At 68.7% G+C, this 16,463-nt stretch carries 17 protein-coding genes; 14 read left to right on the plus strand and 3 right to left on the minus strand.

What is annotated here, in order from left to right; genetic code table 11:
• Window positions 1-829 precede the first annotated feature (829 nt).
• From ACY0MR_RS04960 to ACY0MR_RS04970, 3 genes are read right to left on the minus strand one after another with little or no spacing between them, the layout of a single operon-like run.
• Window positions 830-1,624, minus strand: coding sequence for a WbqC family protein (locus ACY0MR_RS04960; protein WP_473559340.1), 795 nt, complete (start codon window positions 1,622-1,624; stop codon window positions 830-832).
• Complete coding sequence (locus tag ACY0MR_RS04965) at window positions 1,566-2,234, minus strand: YdcF family protein (RefSeq protein WP_473559342.1); 669 nt, start codon at window positions 2,232-2,234, stop codon at window positions 1,566-1,568. Before ACY0MR_RS04965 ends, ACY0MR_RS04960 begins: the two co-directional genes overlap by 59 nt.
• A gap of 16 nt (window positions 2,235-2,250) precedes the next feature.
• Window positions 2,251-3,363, minus strand: a complete 1,113-nt coding sequence (locus ACY0MR_RS04970) for a helix-turn-helix domain-containing protein (RefSeq protein ID WP_473559344.1) — start codon at window positions 3,361-3,363, stop codon at window positions 2,251-2,253.
• 154 nt (window positions 3,364-3,517) lie between these two features.
• Here ACY0MR_RS04970 and ACY0MR_RS04975 point away from each other — a divergent pair, with 154 nt between their 5' ends.
• The 14 genes from ACY0MR_RS04975 (at window position 3,518) to ACY0MR_RS05040 (ending at window position 16,293) form a co-directional block, all read left to right on the plus strand.
• On the plus strand, window positions 3,518-3,910 hold the full coding sequence (locus ACY0MR_RS04975) for a hypothetical protein (protein WP_473559346.1): 393 nt from the start codon (window positions 3,518-3,520) through the stop codon (window positions 3,908-3,910).
• Window positions 3,907-4,425, plus strand: a complete 519-nt coding sequence (locus tag ACY0MR_RS04980; protein WP_473559348.1) for an ATP-binding protein — start codon at window positions 3,907-3,909, stop codon at window positions 4,423-4,425. The genes ACY0MR_RS04975 and ACY0MR_RS04980 overlap by 4 nt, the downstream gene beginning before the upstream one ends.
• Window positions 4,426-4,446: 21 nt before the next feature.
• Window positions 4,447-5,115 (plus strand): HAD family hydrolase, encoded by a 669-nt coding sequence (locus ACY0MR_RS04985; protein WP_473559350.1) that lies wholly within the window; start codon window positions 4,447-4,449, stop codon window positions 5,113-5,115.
• Window positions 5,112-6,923, plus strand: a complete 1,812-nt coding sequence (locus tag ACY0MR_RS04990; protein ID WP_473559352.1) for a hypothetical protein — start codon at window positions 5,112-5,114, stop codon at window positions 6,921-6,923. Before ACY0MR_RS04985 ends, ACY0MR_RS04990 begins: the two co-directional genes overlap by 4 nt.
• Window positions 6,920-7,876 carry a thymidylate synthase gene (locus ACY0MR_RS04995; RefSeq protein WP_473559354.1) on the plus strand — a complete coding sequence of 319 codons (957 nt, stop codon included), beginning with the start codon at window positions 6,920-6,922 and terminating at the stop codon, window positions 7,874-7,876. The genes ACY0MR_RS04990 and ACY0MR_RS04995 overlap by 4 nt, the downstream gene beginning before the upstream one ends.
• An 8-nt stretch (window positions 7,877-7,884) precedes the next feature.
• On the plus strand, window positions 7,885-9,603 hold the full coding sequence (locus ACY0MR_RS05000) for a carbamoyltransferase family protein (RefSeq protein ID WP_473559356.1): 1,719 nt from the start codon (window positions 7,885-7,887) through the stop codon (window positions 9,601-9,603).
• Complete coding sequence (locus ACY0MR_RS05005) at window positions 9,600-10,652, plus strand: glycosyltransferase family protein (protein ID WP_473559358.1); 1,053 nt, start codon at window positions 9,600-9,602, stop codon at window positions 10,650-10,652. The genes ACY0MR_RS05000 and ACY0MR_RS05005 overlap by 4 nt, the downstream gene beginning before the upstream one ends.
• Before the next feature lie 96 nt (window positions 10,653-10,748).
• The gene (locus ACY0MR_RS05010; RefSeq protein ID WP_473559359.1) at window positions 10,749-11,261 is read left to right on the plus strand and encodes a P-loop NTPase family protein; all 513 of its coding nucleotides are present in this window, start codon (window positions 10,749-10,751) and stop codon (window positions 11,259-11,261) included.
• Window positions 11,262-11,292: 31 nt separating this feature from the next.
• The gene (locus tag ACY0MR_RS05015; protein WP_473559360.1) at window positions 11,293-12,138 is read left to right on the plus strand and encodes a class I SAM-dependent methyltransferase; all 846 of its coding nucleotides are present in this window, start codon (window positions 11,293-11,295) and stop codon (window positions 12,136-12,138) included.
• Window positions 12,135-12,896, plus strand: a complete 762-nt coding sequence (locus tag ACY0MR_RS05020; protein WP_473559362.1) for a phosphotransferase — start codon at window positions 12,135-12,137, stop codon at window positions 12,894-12,896. Before ACY0MR_RS05015 ends, ACY0MR_RS05020 begins: the two co-directional genes overlap by 4 nt.
• Window positions 12,893-13,549: a histidine phosphatase family protein gene (locus tag ACY0MR_RS05025; RefSeq protein ID WP_473559364.1), complete on the plus strand. Its 657-nt coding sequence runs from the start codon at window positions 12,893-12,895 to the stop codon at window positions 13,547-13,549. Before ACY0MR_RS05020 ends, ACY0MR_RS05025 begins: the two co-directional genes overlap by 4 nt.
• Window positions 13,546-14,382 carry a phosphotransferase gene (locus ACY0MR_RS05030; RefSeq protein ID WP_473559366.1) on the plus strand — a complete coding sequence of 279 codons (837 nt, stop codon included), beginning with the start codon at window positions 13,546-13,548 and terminating at the stop codon, window positions 14,380-14,382. Before ACY0MR_RS05025 ends, ACY0MR_RS05030 begins: the two co-directional genes overlap by 4 nt.
• Window positions 14,383-14,414: 32 nt before the next feature.
• Window positions 14,415-15,500, plus strand: coding sequence for an NAD-dependent epimerase/dehydratase family protein (locus ACY0MR_RS05035; protein WP_473559368.1), 1,086 nt, complete (start codon window positions 14,415-14,417; stop codon window positions 15,498-15,500).
• A 22-nt stretch (window positions 15,501-15,522) separates the two neighbouring features.
• A complete protein-coding gene (locus ACY0MR_RS05040) occupies window positions 15,523-16,293 on the plus strand; it encodes a 3-deoxy-manno-octulosonate cytidylyltransferase (RefSeq protein WP_473559370.1) in 771 nt (256 codons plus the stop codon).
• Window positions 16,294-16,463 lie beyond the last annotated feature (170 nt).

The following is a 16,463-nucleotide window of genomic DNA, read 5'->3' on the forward strand; positions in this document are numbered from 1 at the left end:
ACCTCGTTCACATCGAATTGCAACTTCGAGTTTCTACCTGAACCGAACTTATATCCCCGCAAGCCGCACCTCGCCGAATCTCGATACACCCAGGCAAGGGACATATTCAAGAACGCAGCCGTCTCGCGCGCATCCATGAATCGCACCTCCATGATCTTCCTCCTTAGCCGATTCAACGTAGATTCGGCTCGAGAAGCCGACTCGGAGAGCAATGCTCCATCTCCTTTCCCGGTTTCGAAAACCGGGGATCGTCAGCTATATTTCCCCCAGCAGAACAACGGTCAGCAAGCTCTTCAGCCGGTCACTGACGCAAGGCGCACGGCCGCCGTCACCTAGGACCTTCGGGAAACGACAGGCAAGAGGGTGACCACGCGAGCGGTTACCCATGGCGATGGCCCGTCAGAGACACACCTCAACGACGGGGCGACGCCGGCAGGCAGAGGCCAAAGGCCTCACACGAGATTGAAGGAGAGGACGAGCGGCTGCAGAACGGAGAGACCGGAGTGTGGGATGAGCAGAAGTACTCCTCAAGCGGAGCGGGGTCCATCAGGGGGGCGAACATCAGAGATCAGCACCCTTCTTGATCAGGGGTGTTGTAGGTTGACATGCGACTTCAATCTCTTCCAGTCCTGGCCGGGTATTCCCTGTCTGCCGTGAGCAAACTAGGGGCGGGTGGACCCACTTGTGCTGGCGGCCGCGACAGCTTCCATAGCCCTGCATCAAGGAGCGGCCGGATGCCCAAGTAGCCGCTGACGCAGGCACGCAGGACCGGGGCCAGTTGTAGGAGCCCGGCCGCAGCGGAAGGCCCAGCTCTACCGAGGGGCAGCGCCTAGGTGGAAGTGATCATTGCCCGATGCCTGGCTGCCACGTCTCGTATTTGGTCCGCAACGGGCGAAATCCCGTGCATCATGAGCGGAGCCACGGCGCTTATGTCCCGCGCGTCTTCCCAGACCCCTACCAACGGCGAGCGAAATGGCACGACACTCACACCGTGCTCGGCAAACGGCTTGTCTTCCAGGTACCGCATTCCGCCAGTCCCGCACAGGTAGCCGCGTGCTCCAACGTGCGCAGCTAGATCTGCAAGCCGTTCAGAGCGTCCGCCTCGCGTAGGGAACAAGCTGCTCCGCAAGACGTGCCCCTCCCAGCCCAAGAGGTGTAGCAAGACCCTCGTCGATTCCTCAGCCACATCAGCGGTGCCGGCGCGCTCACGAAACCGAGCAAGCACGGAATCCAGTTCAGGGCGCAGCAGAGGCCAGTCGGGGCTTGCCCCGTAGTACTGGGGCAGCATGGACGCGACGCGTCGGCGGGACCCTTCGTGGTCCGCAAGAACCGCGTCTCTGATCAGGGTCGACTGCCCATTGGGCAGATGAGTGGGGAGCGAGAGCCACTGGCGCCGCGCCGAGCCGGACAGGGCGGCCAGCCGGGCGCGGTGCTGGAAGTCGCGGCGGGCAAACTGGACGTCGTCGAGGACGATCCAGCAGTCCGCCGCGAATATCTTCGCGAGGGTGCTCAGCCGGGGGAAGAGGTTGGGCTGGTGGATCGCCACCAATCCCCCCGGTGCTGCTTCACGCGCCGATGAGCCTGCTGGTGAAGCCGGCGCTGATGAGGTCTTCGTACGCGACATGCACGCTCTCCGGGACGTCCTGCTCGATCGCGAAGCCCTGCTTCGGATACTCGATGATGCGTTGGAGGTCGCCGACGAGCATGTCGATGACGAGCTTCTCGTCGCCGATGCTCTTCAGATAGTCGTCGAACTCCATCGGCTCAGAGGCGCACAGCACTTCGGCCTCGGGCCACAGCTTGCGGGTTGTGGCGAAGGAGCGCCGTTCCATGTACGGCTTGGAGACCAGGAGCACCGACTTTGGGGTGAGGCCGGCGGCGGCGAGGAGCTTTCGGGACAGCTCGATGTTCTGGCCCGTGTTGCCGGCGTTCGGTTCCACCAGGATGGCGCTGTCCGGCACGCCGAGGGTGAGTGCGTGCTCGCGGAAGTGGACGGCTTCGCCGCGGGGGAAGACCTTCGCGGTGGTGGGGCTGTTGCCGCCGGTGAACACAAGGGTGGGGAACAGGCCAGCGCGGTACAACTCAGCGGAGAAGGCTGCGACGCCGAGGTCGTGGCTGCCGAGGCCGATGGCGACATCGACGGGGCGCAGCTCGTGACCCATCTGGTGATAGTCCCAGACCAGCTTGGCATTGCCGATCTGCTCGTCGTTGATGGCCGGCTGGTTGTCGGTCACTCGCTCGTCTCCCTGGTCAACGTGGTGAAGGGCTGGCTGGCCCATCGGCCGTCCTCCGAATGTCCGTGATGCTGCGGAGCTGGTGGGTGAGGCCGTACTGGGCCGCCCGCTTGGCGGCGTCGTCGAGGACGCGTAACCCATCATCCAGGGTCGCGCGGTCGGACAGGAGGATGTGCCCGTACGCGGTGTCCAGCCGCACCCGCTGCATCGGCGCGTCGGTGATGCCTGTGCTGCGAGCCACGTCGATGAGGCGCAGGGCCGCGTCGAGATCTCCGGTTCCGCGGTGGGCCAGGGCGAGCTTCTGCTGCGCGACGGACCAATCATCCTGCTCGGCAAGGCCCTCGAACTCGCGGATGGCTTCCTCCATCACCCGAACCGCGTAGTCGTGGTTGCCGTCCTTGCTGAGCGCTGTGCCTACCCAGAGTCGCGCGCGGGCACGGTCCCGCGGGGATAACCGGTCGTCGATCGCGAGGTCCTCGTACTGTCGGGCCGCGGTCTCCAGCGCTCCGGACATCTCGGTGACGACCGCGAGAGAAAGGTCGAGCTGCGCCACACGCCGGGGAATCTCCAACTCGATATAAAAAGAGCGAGCGTTGGCGTAGCACCGTTGGGCGGAGAACGGGCCCACGACTGCCCCTTGGTCCCGCTTGAGGTCGCCTTGCAGGGCGACGGAGCGGGCGAGGAGGTAGGTGCCTCGCTCGTCCAGCTCCGAGGGCTGGTAGCTGGACGACCAGCGCCGAAGCAGGTCGTCGGCGAACGCGAAGTTCTGGTGGGACAGCGCGACGACCGCACGTTCAAGGTCGTCCGTCCAGGACTCGTACTCCCACGCCCGAGGTCGCGGGATGGTGACGCGCACCGTTTCGCCGGCGAGTCGTCCCCCTTCTCCCTCGGAGAGCTTCGCGAGCTCCGTCTCGAATCTCAGATGGGTTGCGGCGTCTGACCGAGCCAGCGCTGTGTCGAGGATGGCCTGGCTCTCGGTGTTGGGCCGCCGCTTCTCTCGGTACTTCTCCCAGTTGCTGATGGTGTTGACCGCGATGCCCAGGTGCTCGGAGTAGCGGCGCACGCTCAGCCGGAGTGCCTTGCGCAGGGCAAGCGCCTCCAGGCCGGTCCATTCGTGAACGGTCGCCACGTGCCACTCCCTTCCGATGCCATCGAAGCACGTGACGACCGCGCCGGGGGGCGGTTGTGGGACAGAAGTGGGACAGACGTGGATTCCCCGATCGCGGGGTGGCGACCAGGCTCGGAGTGTCCCCCTCCCCCCGATCCGATGGGTGGTTACGACCATGGAGCCCCTTACGGAACAGCGGAACGTCACGGGCCCGATCGTCTTCGGATTTCTGCGGCTCGTCGGGGTGTCCGCGAGCCGACAGCAGGCTCTCGCCAAGACCATCACCGACTACTGCCGCCGCCACGAACTGACGCTGGGCGGTGTGTACATGGAGCGGTGCGCGGCGACGTCGGGCGCGTTCGTGGGCATGCTCGACGCCGTCGCGGCCACTCGCCCGTACGGCGTTGTCTTCCCCGCCCCGTCCCACCTGGGCCCCAGGGCCATAGCAGCTGACCGCCGACAGCGGCTGAACGAAGCCGGCACCGAGATCCTGCTCGTACGAGGGGCCCGGCCGGCCGCAGCAGACGAATCGACCTCGACGCCGGCTTCGGGGAGCACCGCGCCATGAGCCTCGAACGGGAACTCCTCCTGCTGGACAGCCGCCGCATCGACGGTCTGGGCGCCATCCTTGACGCCCCGCAGCACCAGAAGAGACTGACGCTCACCGCCGACGACACCGCCCCAGGCACGGCACGCTGCTTCACCCGCGACGTTCTGACCGCCTGGGGCGCGGAGGACCTGCTGGACCACGTCGTGCTCATCGTGAGCGAGCTCGCGACGAACGCCGAGCGCCACGGCCGACGTGCCGTGCACCACGGCGGCGAGCAAGACAAGCGGGATCCGCGCCGCGACGAAATCACTCTGACGCTCGCCCTCCAGGCCGGCGTCGTGGGGATCGAGGTGGAGGACAACTCCCCGGAGCCCCCCGTCCCGCGGACCGCCTCCCCCTACGCGACAGGTGGACGTGGCCTGCTCCTGGTGTCCGCCGTGGCCGACGCCTGGACCGCATGCCCCAAACAGGACGGAAGCGGCAAGCGGGTCATCGCCTTCGTGAAACGCCCCGAGACCTCCCTCACCCCTTGACCCCTTCACCGGAGACACCTCATGTCCACCCTGCTCCCGCCCTCGCCGTTACCTCCGAAGGCGCTGCTCCTCGACCTCGACGGCGTACTCCTCGACACCCGCCCGGTCATGGAGCGCGCATGGCAGCACGTCCTGAACGAGCACGGTCTCGACGTACCGTTTGAGGAGTACGAGCGCCACCTCGGACGGCCGTTCGCCGCCATCATGGAGCGGCTCGGATTCACCGACTTCGAGCAGTTTCACCGTACGTACGACGAGGCGTCGATCGCAGCCTCCCACCTCGCCCGTGAGTTCGATGGTGCCACGGAGGTTCTGCACGCCTTCGTGGCCGCTGGCTGGCTTCTCGGCATCGTCACGTCCAAGCCCTTGGAGCGGGCGGCCCCGCTCCTGACCAACCTCGGCTGCCCGTTCTCCACGGTGCGCACGCCGAACGGCGGTGGGCGCGGAAAGCCCGCACCGGATCCGGTCCTCCTCGCGCTGACTGACCTGGGTGTCGACCCCGCCGACGCCGTGTACGTGGGCGACATGGCGGTCGACCAGGAAGCCGCCCGCCGCGCCGGAGTTCCGTACGTCCACGCCGGCTGGGGGTACGGCTGCCCGGGTTCCCCCTCCCCTGTGGTCGCCGAGTCCCCGGAGGACCTGCTGAGGCTCCTTTCCCAGGGCCCCGTCCTCGAAGGGAGTCTGTTGTGACCACTCCCTCTCGCCATGTCCACGGTCTGGCGCGGGCCGACGTCGACGGACAGCCCGCGTGGGTACTGGTCGGTGAAGGCTCGTTCGCGACTCTGGCATCCGACCGGATCACCGCAAGCGAGCTGGAGACTCTGCCCGTAGACACGCAGGAGCATGAAGCCCTGGTCGAGCGTGTCATGGACACACTCCAGTGGTACGGGGCCGATCTCAGGTCGACGCCGGGCGGGGCCGGGTGGCTGTACGTGCAGCATGTACCGGTCCGTCGCCTGGTGGCCCACGTCGTGCGCAAGCTGATGGCCCTCAGCGCCTGGGAGCCGTTCAGAGAGGCGCCCGGCCCGCTGAAGATCGCTCCGCACGAGGGACTCGTCGGGCTTCGCGAGACCAGTTCCCGTGAGTACCGCGCCTACACCGTCACGTGGTCCGGCATCGCGTATCTGCTCGGGGCAACCGCGTTGTACAACCCTTTCCGTACGGTACAGCTGAGCAACCTGCAGCCGGCGCGGGTCGACATCCGGGTGCCGAGCCCTCCGCCGTCGGCGCTCCCACGCGCCGGCGTGGTCGCGCTCTCGTGGTCGTCCCGGCATGCGGCCACTCTGCTGCCGGTGCTCGAAGACCTGGCAGGTGGTGGCCGGACGAGTCTTCTCGTCGATTTCGCCACGGACCTGGCGCAACGCTGCGACACCCCAGCCGTCGAGGGCATCAGGCTCTTTACGCCTCCCCCTGGCCTCTTCGCCCTGTCCGGAGCCGTGGAGTGCCTGCAGCTGTGGGACGACGAGCACGTCGTCCGGGTGAAGGAACACGTCATCCGGCTCTCGCGTCTGGTCCGTCTCCTGGCCGTCCTGCTGGAGACGAGCGGGGGATGCACCCAGCCGTCGTGGCGCTCCGTGGTCCGTCTGGAGACCTGGCTGAGCGGTGTCCTGGAGGCGTCTCGCCCGCACACGCTGCTCGTCAGCAACGACACCAGCCCCGTCGGCGCGCTCGCCGTCCACCTGGCCGATCTCAACGGCATGAACACGGTCCTTGTGCAGCACGGGGCCTGGACTGCCGAGTCGGTCGCGTGGCCCGCGTTGCACAGCCGTGACATCGTCGTCATGGGCGATCGCGATGCCCCGCTTGCCAAGGCGTGGGCGCGGCACCCGGACGCCGAGGTCCACGTGCTGGGGCAGCCCCGCTTCGACATCCTCGCCGGCCTCGACCGGGAGGCCCAGAGGCAGTACCTGGAGAAGCTGCTGGTACCCGGATCCGGGCGGGGCCCCGACCGGATCATGGTCTGGGCCTGCCAGCCCTTCGGTCCCGACCGGCTCAAGGCCCACGCCGACCTCCTCCTGGACGGGATGTGGGAGGCCGAGGGCGAATGGGGACTGGTCATCGCCCCGCATCCGGCGCAGAGCCCGGACGTCTTCGCCTCGCTCCTGCAGCGGGACGGAAGGCCGCTCGTGGCCGTCGCCGATCCGCAGGTAGGGGCACGAGATTGCCTCGCCGGCGCCGACGTCGTGGCGAGCGCCTACTCGACGTGCGGCATCGAGGCCGCCCTGTTGGGCGTGCCGGTGCTGGAGATCGGAAACGCCGACGAACGCACGCTCGGGCTTGCTGCTCTCGGCCTCGCGCGACGCTGCAGCACCGCCGGGGACGTCGCCGACGCGCTCTCCGCACCCCTCGATCCGCTTACGGCTGCCGACCCCACGTCGGCGGACGCGGTGTGCCGCTGGAGCGGCGACAGCGCCGCCCTGGTCACGCAACTCATCGTCCGTCGTTCGTCCGGAAATCGACTCAACCACGTCCGAAACGAAGGAGTTCCCGCCCGATGACATCCCTGACCGCCGACAGCATCGCCGAGCTCTTCGTCGGTGCCGTCACCCTGGCCAAGTCCGGCGAGAGCGTCAGCCCGCGCGGCATGGCGACTCGTGAGGTCCTCGACGTCCACATGCGGCTGACCCGGCCGCGGGCCCGCCTGCTGTACGCGCCGCCGAGCAGGATCCTGAACCCCGCGTTCGCGGTGGCCGAGACCGTCTGGATCCTCTCCGGCTCGGACGAACCGTGGATCTTCGACTACAACGCGAAGCTCCGGCAGTACGCCGACGACGGAGTCCTGCGCGGCGCCTACGGCCCGCGGATGCGGAAGTGGGGCGGCTCGGTGGACCAGCTGGCCCGCGTGGTGGACATCCTCAAGCAGGACCCGGACTCCCGCCGGGCCCTGATCCAGCTCTACGACCCGGCCCGGGACGCCGCCGGCCACAAGGACGTGCCCTGCACACTCGGCTTCCGCTTCTACCTGCGCGACGGTCGCCTGCACATGTCGACGACGATGCGCGGCCAGGACGTGTGGATCGGCATGCCGTACGACCTGTTCTTCTACACGGTCCTGCACGAGCTGGTGGCCGGCTGGATCGGCGCCGAGCTGGGCGACTTCCACCACCACGTCGGCTCCCTGCACATCTACGAGAACCATCTCGCCCAGGCGGAGGAGTTGACCTCGATCGTCGCGAGCGTCGACATGCCGGACCTCACCACACAGTGGGAGGGATTCGACGCCCTCCTCCACCAGGTCAAAACAGGGGACGTGACCGGGCACGCCGGCTGGGACAGCATGTCCGAGACCCTGCGCAGCTACCAGCTCAGAAAGGGTGGCCGGCGGGATCAGGCGACTGACCTGGCCGGCAAGATCGACGGGCCGCTCGGCCAGGCCATGACCGCCTGGTACGACGAGCTGAACCGTCATACCAGGACCTCGTCCGTGCATGCCTCGGCCGGTGCACGGTGACGGCGGCCGTGGACCAGACGCCCTCGGTCATCCTCGGCCTGTGCTCGTACACCCACGACTCCGCCGCCGCGCTGCTCGTCGACGGGCAGCTCGTCGGCTTCGTCGAGGAGGAGCGACTGTCCCAGATAAAGCACACCAAGGACTACCCACACCACGCCGTCGAGTGGCTGCTCAGCGAGGCCGGGCTGTCCGCCACCGACGTCGACGCCGTGGCCTACAATTTCCAGCCCGCCCGCTACCTGCTCGAATCCCCTGCGGCACTGTGGCTGGCACTGTCACCGACCACACGTGACCGGGCGGTACCGCGAGCCCGTGGCTTCGCCAAGGTGGCGATGCGCACCCAGCTCCGTGTCCGCGACCTCGGCCGGCGATTCCCCGCCGCACGCGTCTCCCCCGTACTGCATCACCGCGCTCACCAGCTGGCGGCCTTCGCCGCCTCCGGGTGGAACGAGTCCGCCGTGCTCGTCGTCGACAGCCTCGGCGAGCGGCAGACGACGACCATCGCCCAAGGGCACGACGCACTCCGGCCACGCACCCGCACCCTGGAGGCGATCAACGATCCCGCCTCACTCGGGTACGTGTACGGCGCGGTGACCGAGCACCTGGGATGGCGTCGCGGTGACGAAGAGGGCACCGTAATGGCGCTCGCCGCGCTCGGCGACCCCGGGCGATTCCGGGAGCTCTTCGCCCGAGCCATCCGCCTCACCCCCACCGGCTTCGCCGTCGACCCGCTCTACTTTCCCCCGCGGGTGCTGACTTCGGGCTACCCGAGGACAGCCCGGCGGCTCATCGACGCGACGTGCCCCGAACGCCACCCGAGCGAGCCGCTGCGCGACGTACACCGGGACCTGGCCACCGCCCTCCAGGAACGCACCGAGCAGGTGATGCTGCATCTCGCTCGCCGAGCGCGGGCCGTCACCGGCTCCCGACGCCTGTGCGTCGGAGGCGGCGTCGCCACGAACTGCGTGAGCATCGGCCGCATCATCGAGGCCGGCGTGTTCGACGAGGTCTTCGTGCCGCCCGCCCCCGGCGACGCCGGCACCGCGATCGGCGCCGCCATCGCCGTACACCACGACCGCCATGCCCGACAGCCCGTCTCCGGCATCACCCGGGCCTGCTACCTCGGCCCGTCCTACCAGGGAACGTCTCTCGACCTCACGCCGTGGCCGGGCCTCCAGGAGAAGGCGCTGGGCACCGAGGCCGCCGAGTTCCTCGCCGAGCAGCTCGCCAACGGTCTGATCGTCGGGCTCTTCCAGGGGCGCGTCGAGGCCGGCCCCCGCGCCCTCGGCAACCGCTCGATCCTCGCCTCCCCTCGGGAGCCGGGCGTCATCGAGCGACTGAACGCCACCGTGAAGTTCCGGGAACCGTTCCGTCCCTTCGCCCCCATGGTGCTCGCCGAGCGCGCTGCGGAGTTCTTCACTCTCGACCAGGAGGCGCCCTACATGTCGATGGCCTCCGGCGTGACCGACAAGGCGCGCGACCTGGTGCCGGCCATCGTGCACGCCAACGGCACCTCCCGGCTCCAGACCGTCACTCGCGCGCAGAACCCGTTCATGCACGAGGTCCTCAGCGCCTTCGCCCGGCGCACGGGCGTGCCGGTGCTGATCAACACCTCGCTCAACGTCAAGGGCAAGCCGATCTGCGGAACACCCGCGATGGCGCTCGACTGCCTGGCCAACTCGGGCCTGGATGCCCTCCTGCTGGAAGGGCGGTGGATCACCAAGTGAAGATCGGATACAGCTTCTGGGGCTTCCTCGGCAACGGGATCACAGACACGCCGGACGGGGGCCGCAGCCACCGCCGCCCCCTGATCGATGCCCTCCTCGATCGCGGCCACGAGATCGTCTTCCTCCAGGCCAACCGCGACCTGATCGAGGCCGGCGACGACCTGGGCAACGCCTACACCTTCCACAGCGGCAGCCCGGACATCGACGCCCTGTTCCTGGAGTGGCGCTGGGCGATCGAGGGACGCAACACCACCCCATGCGGTACCGAAGGCCACACGTGCGACCTCCACCGCCAGGCCGAACTGATCACCCGCTACACCGTACGCCGGAAGACGCCGACCGTGATCTGGGACAAGGACCGCAAACTCCGGGCGGAAAGCGTGTGGCGGCGCGTTCCCCAGGTCACTGTCTGCGAGGCAGCTCTCGAACCGACGACCGGGGCGCACCGCCTGCTCTTCCCCGTCGACGACCGCCTGCTTGCCGGGGCGGATCCGGTCGCGCTCGCCACGAGGCCCCGGGACCTCGTGCTCGGGTACGTCGGCAACCAGTACGACCGCGACGAGCACTTCGAACGCTTCTTCGCACCGGCCGCCGAGCACTTCGACCATCTGGTCGGAGGCAAGTGGACCAAGACCGGCCGCTGGCCGCACGTCCGGTTCCTCGGCAGGCTCCCCTTCGAGGCGGTCCATGGCCTGTACGGCAGGTCACTGGCGACCATCCTCATGATCCCCGAGACGTACGCGGCCGCCGGGCAGATGACGCAGCGGATCTTCGAAGCCGTGCTCGCCGGCTGCCTCCCCCTCGCCCCTGCCGACATCGTGCATGCCGACCGCTTCGTGCCCAAGGAGCTGATCGTCAGCTCTGGTGATGAGGCGATCGAGCGGCTGACCCATCTCCAGCGGATCTCCAGCACCCAGCAGCACGCGGACTTGATCGCGTCCTGTCTGGACCGCCTCGACCTGTTCCGGCTGAGCCGACAGGTGGACGCGCTGGAGGCCGTCCTGGACAAGTCGGCCAGCCCCGTCGCGATGGAACGCGGGGCGGCCTGATGCAGCTGAGCAGCCAGGCCACCGCGTCTGGAACATCCGAACGTGCCCGGGCGACCGGTCCGACCGGCCACCCGAACCCCTCTAGGCTGGAGCACCATGAAGAAGGTCGCCATCGTCGGCTGCGGAGGCAGCGGCAAGTCGTACCTGGCGCGCGAGCTGGGCAGGATCCTCGACGCCCCGGTGACGCACCTGGACGCCGCGTTCTACGACGACGAGTGGAACGAGCTGCCCATGGAGAAGTTCGCCGACCTACAGCAAAAGCTGGTCGCACAGCCGAGGTGGGTGATCGACGGGAACTACAACTCGACCCTGCAGACCCGACTCGAAGCCTGCGACACCGTGGTCCTGATGGACGTCTCGACCGTGGCTGCGCTGTACGGGATCTTCTCCCGCCAGATCCGGCACGGGGCCGGTCACAAGGGCAACGGGGTGCACAACCGCATCCACTGGGGCGTGGTCAAGTACGTGGCGACGTACCGCCGCAAGATGCGCCCGCGGGTCATGGCCAAGATCGAGGAATTCGCCTCGGGTCGTGCCGAGGTGGTGCTGCTGTCCAGTCGGCGGCAGACGCGCCGCTGGCTGCAGAAGGTCGCCGCCGAGCACCGCTGAGCCTCCCGCGCCCCCGAGGGGAGGGCGCGGCATGAGCGGCACCAACCCTTTCCTGGACCCGGCGCGCCAGGTGGAGCTGTACGGGCACGTCGCTCGGCTGGCCGGCCGCTCCAACGCCTTGCTGCGCGCGAAGACCTCCGGGCGCCCCGTACCGGAGACGATCGTCGGGCTGGTGCGTGCCCATCACGAGCGACCCGACCGTCTCGGCCTGGCTCTGGATCTCGGCTGCGGTCGCGGCACGAGCAGCCTAGCCCTCGCCCAGGAACTCCGGCCCCGGCGCGTCGTCGGCCTCGACGCCGCCCCCGCGCTGGTCGAACAGGCCCGCCAGCGCGCCCGGCGGCTGCCCGGCCTCCCGGTGAGCTTCCTGCAGGGCGACTTCCACCGTCTCCCCGTGCCCGCCGGGTCGTGCGATGTCGTCGTCGCCGCGTTCTGCCTCTACCACTCGCCGAGTCCGCAGACCGTAGTCGCGGAGATCGGTCGGGCGCTCGCTCCCGGCGGCCTGGCCGTGCTCGTCACGAAGCGGCTCGACAGCTACCGGGAGATGGACCAGCTGGTCGCTGCCGCCGGCCTCGACCCGCGAGCCGAGCAGCACGAGAGCCTGTACATCTCGGCACACAGCGGCAATCTCGCCGACCTGGCCACCGCGTCGCTCGACGTACTCGCCGTGGAGCACGAAGAGCACAGCTTCACCTTCGACGGCCACAACCACGTGGCGGAGTACCTGGCCACCAACCCGAAGTACGACCTCGCCCCCCGTCTGTACGGCAATCCGAGCGCGCTAGCCGCAAGCCTGCACCAGGCACTTCCGGACGGTCCGCTCACCACCACGTCCCTCGTCACCTTCGTCGTGGCCCTCTCGCAGGGAGGCAGGCTGTGAGGCTCCGCCATTTCACCAAACGGTACGAGACCGCTGCCCAGGTGGCTTCGGCCGCCCGTCACCACGCCTGGCTCACCGAACACGCACGGCCGCTGCGTCTGCCGGCGCTGACCGTGGTCGGACCGACGAGTCTGACGTACGAGTGGATCGACGGCCGCCCGGCCCGGCCCGAGGACCTTCTGACCCTGGCCCGGCTGCTGGGCGACGCCCACGGCGCCGCCTGGACCACCGACCTCCGGCCGGCGTCTCTCAACACGCCCCACCGATTCCGGGACGGCATCGCCTTCGGCGACTACATCGGCCCCCGGCAGACCGCCCTCCGAAGAAGACTGGAACAGGGGTACCTGCCGGACCGGGTCGCCCTCCACGCGATGCTGACGCTGCTGGAGAAGACCGCCGAGGGACCGACCGCCTTCTACAAGGACAGCAACCCCCGGAACTTCATCATCACCGAGGTCGGCGACATCTACACCGTCGACACCGACGACCTGACGCTCGCACCGATGGCGTACGACCTGGCGAAGCTGATCGCGACGCTGGTCCTGACGTACGGTCCGCTGCCGACCCCAACCATCGACTCCGCCCTGCGCGCCTACAACGAGGCGGCCGAACGGCACGATCGCCGGCTGGGCACCACGGATCGCGAGCGGCTCGACGACTTCCTGGCCCTGCACGCCGTCCTCACCGCCCCGTATGCCGGGCGCAACGGTTACCGGTGCAGCTGGCGGCCCCAATCCTGCTCCCGAGGTTCCGCATGATCACCACCGAACTCGTCTTCATCCGCCACGGCGAGGCCCAGTGCAACGTCGACGGCCTGGTCGGCGGCCCACGCACTTGCACCGGGCTGACCAACCGCGGATACGACCAGGTCGAACGGGTCGCCCGTCGGCTCGCCGCCGAACATCGTGACAAGCCCTTCGACGCACTGTACGCCGGCCCGCGCATCCGCCTGCGCCAGACCGCCGAGATCATCAGCCAGGCCCTCCGGCTCCCGATGCGCACCGACGACCGTCTCGACGGTCCCGTCCACGGCGCCGCCGACGGCCGACCCTGGACCGAGGTGAAGGCCGCCGCCGACGGCGGCCCGCACGCCCATCCCGACCAGCCCTGGGCTGCCGGATCCGACACCTGGAACGGATACCTGGAGCGGGCCGGCCGCTTCCTGCAGGAACTTATCGACCAGCACGAAGGCGAACGCGTCCTCTTCGCCGCGCACGGCGAGACCGTGATCGCCGCGCACACCCAGCTCCTGGGGATCCCGCCCGGCTCTTCGGCCGGATTCACGGTCTCCCACGGCTCCATCACCCGCTGGCAGCACCACCTCAACCGACTCGGACAGGGACGGTGGATGCTCGACCGCCACAACGACACCGAGCACCTTGCCGCCTTAGCGCAGGAGGCCGCCTCGTGATCACGCTGTTCGACGACCCGCGTCTGAGCCTGGCCCGGGGCGCGCTCGGAGCGGTTCGAATCGTGCACGACCCGACGCTCCCGGCCCGAGTCCTGCGCCTGGTCGACGCCGACGGCAACGAGTTCTTCGCCAAGCAGCACAGCGAACGCGACCGGTACGTCCGTGAGCTCCAGGCCTACCTCGCCTGGGGAGCCCACCTGATCGGCCATATCCCCCGCGTCGTGGGTCAGCAGGACGCGACGTGCACGCTACTGCTCACCGCCGTTCCCGGCGTTCGGGCGGACACGCTCACACCGGGATCGTCCGAGGAGGAGCAGCTCCATTACGAGGCCGGGCGTGTGCTGGAGAAGTTGCACCACGCCACCTCGGCGCCGTCCAGCGGAGCGGTCGGCACGGAACTCGCCCAGCGGCTGCGCGGTTGGATCGCCCGTGCGGACGTGGTCGGTCTCATCTCCCAGGACCAACACGACCGCCTGAGTCAGAGCGCCGATGTCCTGGCGAACGCGCCTATGGACAGCGCGGTGTGCCACCTCGACTACCAGCCGCGGAACTGGCTCCTCGGGGACGCCTTCGGGCTGTGCGACTTCGAGCACATGCGCCGCGACGCCCGCATCCGCGACTTCGCCCGGCTCGAGTTCCGCCGCTGGCACACAGCGCCCAACCTCCGCACGGCCTTCTTCGCCGGATACGGACAGCCGTTGAGGGACACCGAACAGCGGCTGCTGGAGTCCTTCGGCGCGATCGAGGCCGTCACCGCACTGGTGCGTGGACACGAGCAGGACGACGCCGCCCTCAGCACCCACGGCCGCACCGTGCTGGCCCGCCTCTCCTGAACGTCTCCCTTCGCCACCTCCCGGAGATCCCCATGTCGCAGAACTCGCCCACCCACCTGACCACCACCGTCCCGCGTCGGGCTGTCGTCACCGGTGCCGCCGGATTCATCGGCTCCCACCTCGCGCACGCCCTCGTCCAGGCCGGCACCATCGTCATCGGCGTCGACCGGCGCGACCCGGCCACCGACCCCACGGCCGCGGCCAACCTCGTCGCTCTGCAGGGCCTCCCGGGATACATGCACGTCACCGCCGACCTCCTCGACTGTGCGATTGAGCCGCTTCTCGTCGAGGCGAACGCCGTCTTCCACCTGGCCGGCATCCCCGGGGTACGCCCTTCCTGGGGGCCGAAGTTCAGCGACTACGTCGCCTCGAACGTCCTCGCAACCCATCGCGCCCTGAACGCCGTCGCCCGCATGCGCGTGCCCCGGCTCGTGGTGGCTTCGTCCTCCAGCGTCTACGGCGCCACGGACGGCGGCGCGAGCGTGGAGACCGACAGGCCCCAGCCGACGTCCCCGTACGCGGTCACCAAGCTCGCCGAGGAGCAGCTCTGCCTCGCGCACTCCACACAGGCCCACTGCCCGACCAGCGTCGTCGCCCTGCGGTATTTCACCGTCTACGGCCCGCGCCAGCGGCCGGACATGTTCACACACCGTGCTCTCACAGCGGCCCTGACCGGTCAACCACTCCGTCTGTACGGCGACGGTCACCAGCGCCGGGACTTCACGTATATCGATGACGCGGTCTCCGCCACCATCGCCGCGGCCACCGTCCCGACGGCGCAAGGCGTGATCAACGTGGGTGGTGGTTCGGGCGCCTCCCTGCTCGAAGTGATCAACATCGCGCGCAGCCTCACCGGGCGCGAGGTCCAGGTTCACCAGGAGCACCCGCGCAGCGGCGACGTCCTCACCACCCGTGCCAACCGCAGCCGCGCCCAGGAGGTCCTGGGCTGGCAGCCGCAGGTCGACCTTCACAACGGCATGCACGCCCAGATGAGGGCTCTGGCCGCCGAGCTGCGGGCCGAAGAGCCGAGGAGCCACGGGTTGTGCTCGTTCGACGGCTCCGCCCCGCCGACCGCCCGGGCCGACCTGGCCCTCCTCCCCCGCCCCACCCATTCCTGACACCCACCGACGGGAGTACGCCGTGGCCGCCACCACGACCGCACCACCGAATACCGCACGCCGCCATCATGTGGCCGTCATCCCTTGCCGTTGGGCAGCCTCCCGGTTTCCGGGAAAACCCCTCGCACGGCTCGGAGACAAGCCGCTTCTCTGGCACGTCCACCAGCGCTGTCTGGAGGCCGAGCACCTCGACGGCGTAGTGGTCGCCACCGATGACAAGCGCATCGAGAGGGCATGCCACGAGCTGGGCATCGAGTGCTTGCGCACCGGGCAGCACCTCACCGGTACGGACCGCGTCGCGGAGTGCGCGACGCGCCTGCCGGCAGACGCGTACATCAACGTCCAGGGCGACGAGCCTTTCATCTCTCCTGCCGCGATCGACGCAGTCTCCGAAGCCCTGGAACACCTCGCGCCCGGAACGCTCGCGGTGAACGCTTACACGGTATTGGACGACGCCGGCGCTGTCCTTGACCACAACGTCGTGAAGGTCGTCGTCGACGCCGAAGAGAACGCGCTGATGTTCTCCCGTCAGCCGATCCCGTACCCACGAGGAGACCGACCGAGGTACCGACGCCAGCTGGGGCTTTACGGCTTCACGGGAGCGGCCCTCAGCCTGTTCCAACAACTGCCTCAAGGGCCGCTGGAGCGAACCGAAGGCGTAGAAATGCTGCGCTTCGTGGAGCACGGCCACGGCGTACGGATGCTTCCGGTCATCGACGACGGCCTGGCCGTCGACACACCGGAGGACCTCGTGAGAGCCGACTCATTCCTTCACTCTCGCCCGATTAACTGACCGCCCGCTGCAGCCCAGGGCGGGTGCCCGAAAACCCACCCGTCACATGTGCATCGACGCTCGGCATGTCGGCCACGGACGGATCCTTCGGCGCCCGGGCCGAACAAGGGTCCGTGCGCCCTACATACGACGCCGAGCGCTCAGTCTCGGGCTTCCAGCCTCGTCTCAAA

The organism is Streptomyces sp. JN8 (genome assembly GCF_055808075.1).

What these genes read in the sequence shown, in the direction of transcription:
- ACY0MR_RS04960 (WP_473559340.1), bottom strand. Translation starts at nt 1,624, where the DNA reads ATGTCGCGTACGAAGACCTCATCAGCGCCGGCTTCACCAGCAGGCTCA.
- ACY0MR_RS04975 (WP_473559346.1), top strand. Translation starts at nt 3,518, where the DNA reads ATGGAGCCCCTTACGGAACAGCGGAACGTCACGGGCCCGATCGTCTTC.
- ACY0MR_RS04980 (WP_473559348.1), top strand. Translation starts at nt 3,907, where the DNA reads ATGAGCCTCGAACGGGAACTCCTCCTGCTGGACAGCCGCCGCATCGAC.
- ACY0MR_RS04985 (WP_473559350.1), top strand. Translation starts at nt 4,447, where the DNA reads ATGTCCACCCTGCTCCCGCCCTCGCCGTTACCTCCGAAGGCGCTGCTC.
- ACY0MR_RS04995 (WP_473559354.1), top strand. Translation starts at nt 6,920, where the DNA reads ATGACATCCCTGACCGCCGACAGCATCGCCGAGCTCTTCGTCGGTGCC.
- ACY0MR_RS05010 (WP_473559359.1), top strand. Translation starts at nt 10,749, where the DNA reads ATGAAGAAGGTCGCCATCGTCGGCTGCGGAGGCAGCGGCAAGTCGTAC.
- ACY0MR_RS05015 (WP_473559360.1), top strand. Translation starts at nt 11,293, where the DNA reads ATGAGCGGCACCAACCCTTTCCTGGACCCGGCGCGCCAGGTGGAGCTG.
- ACY0MR_RS05025 (WP_473559364.1), top strand. Translation starts at nt 12,893, where the DNA reads ATGATCACCACCGAACTCGTCTTCATCCGCCACGGCGAGGCCCAGTGC.
- ACY0MR_RS05035 (WP_473559368.1), top strand. Translation starts at nt 14,415, where the DNA reads ATGTCGCAGAACTCGCCCACCCACCTGACCACCACCGTCCCGCGTCGG.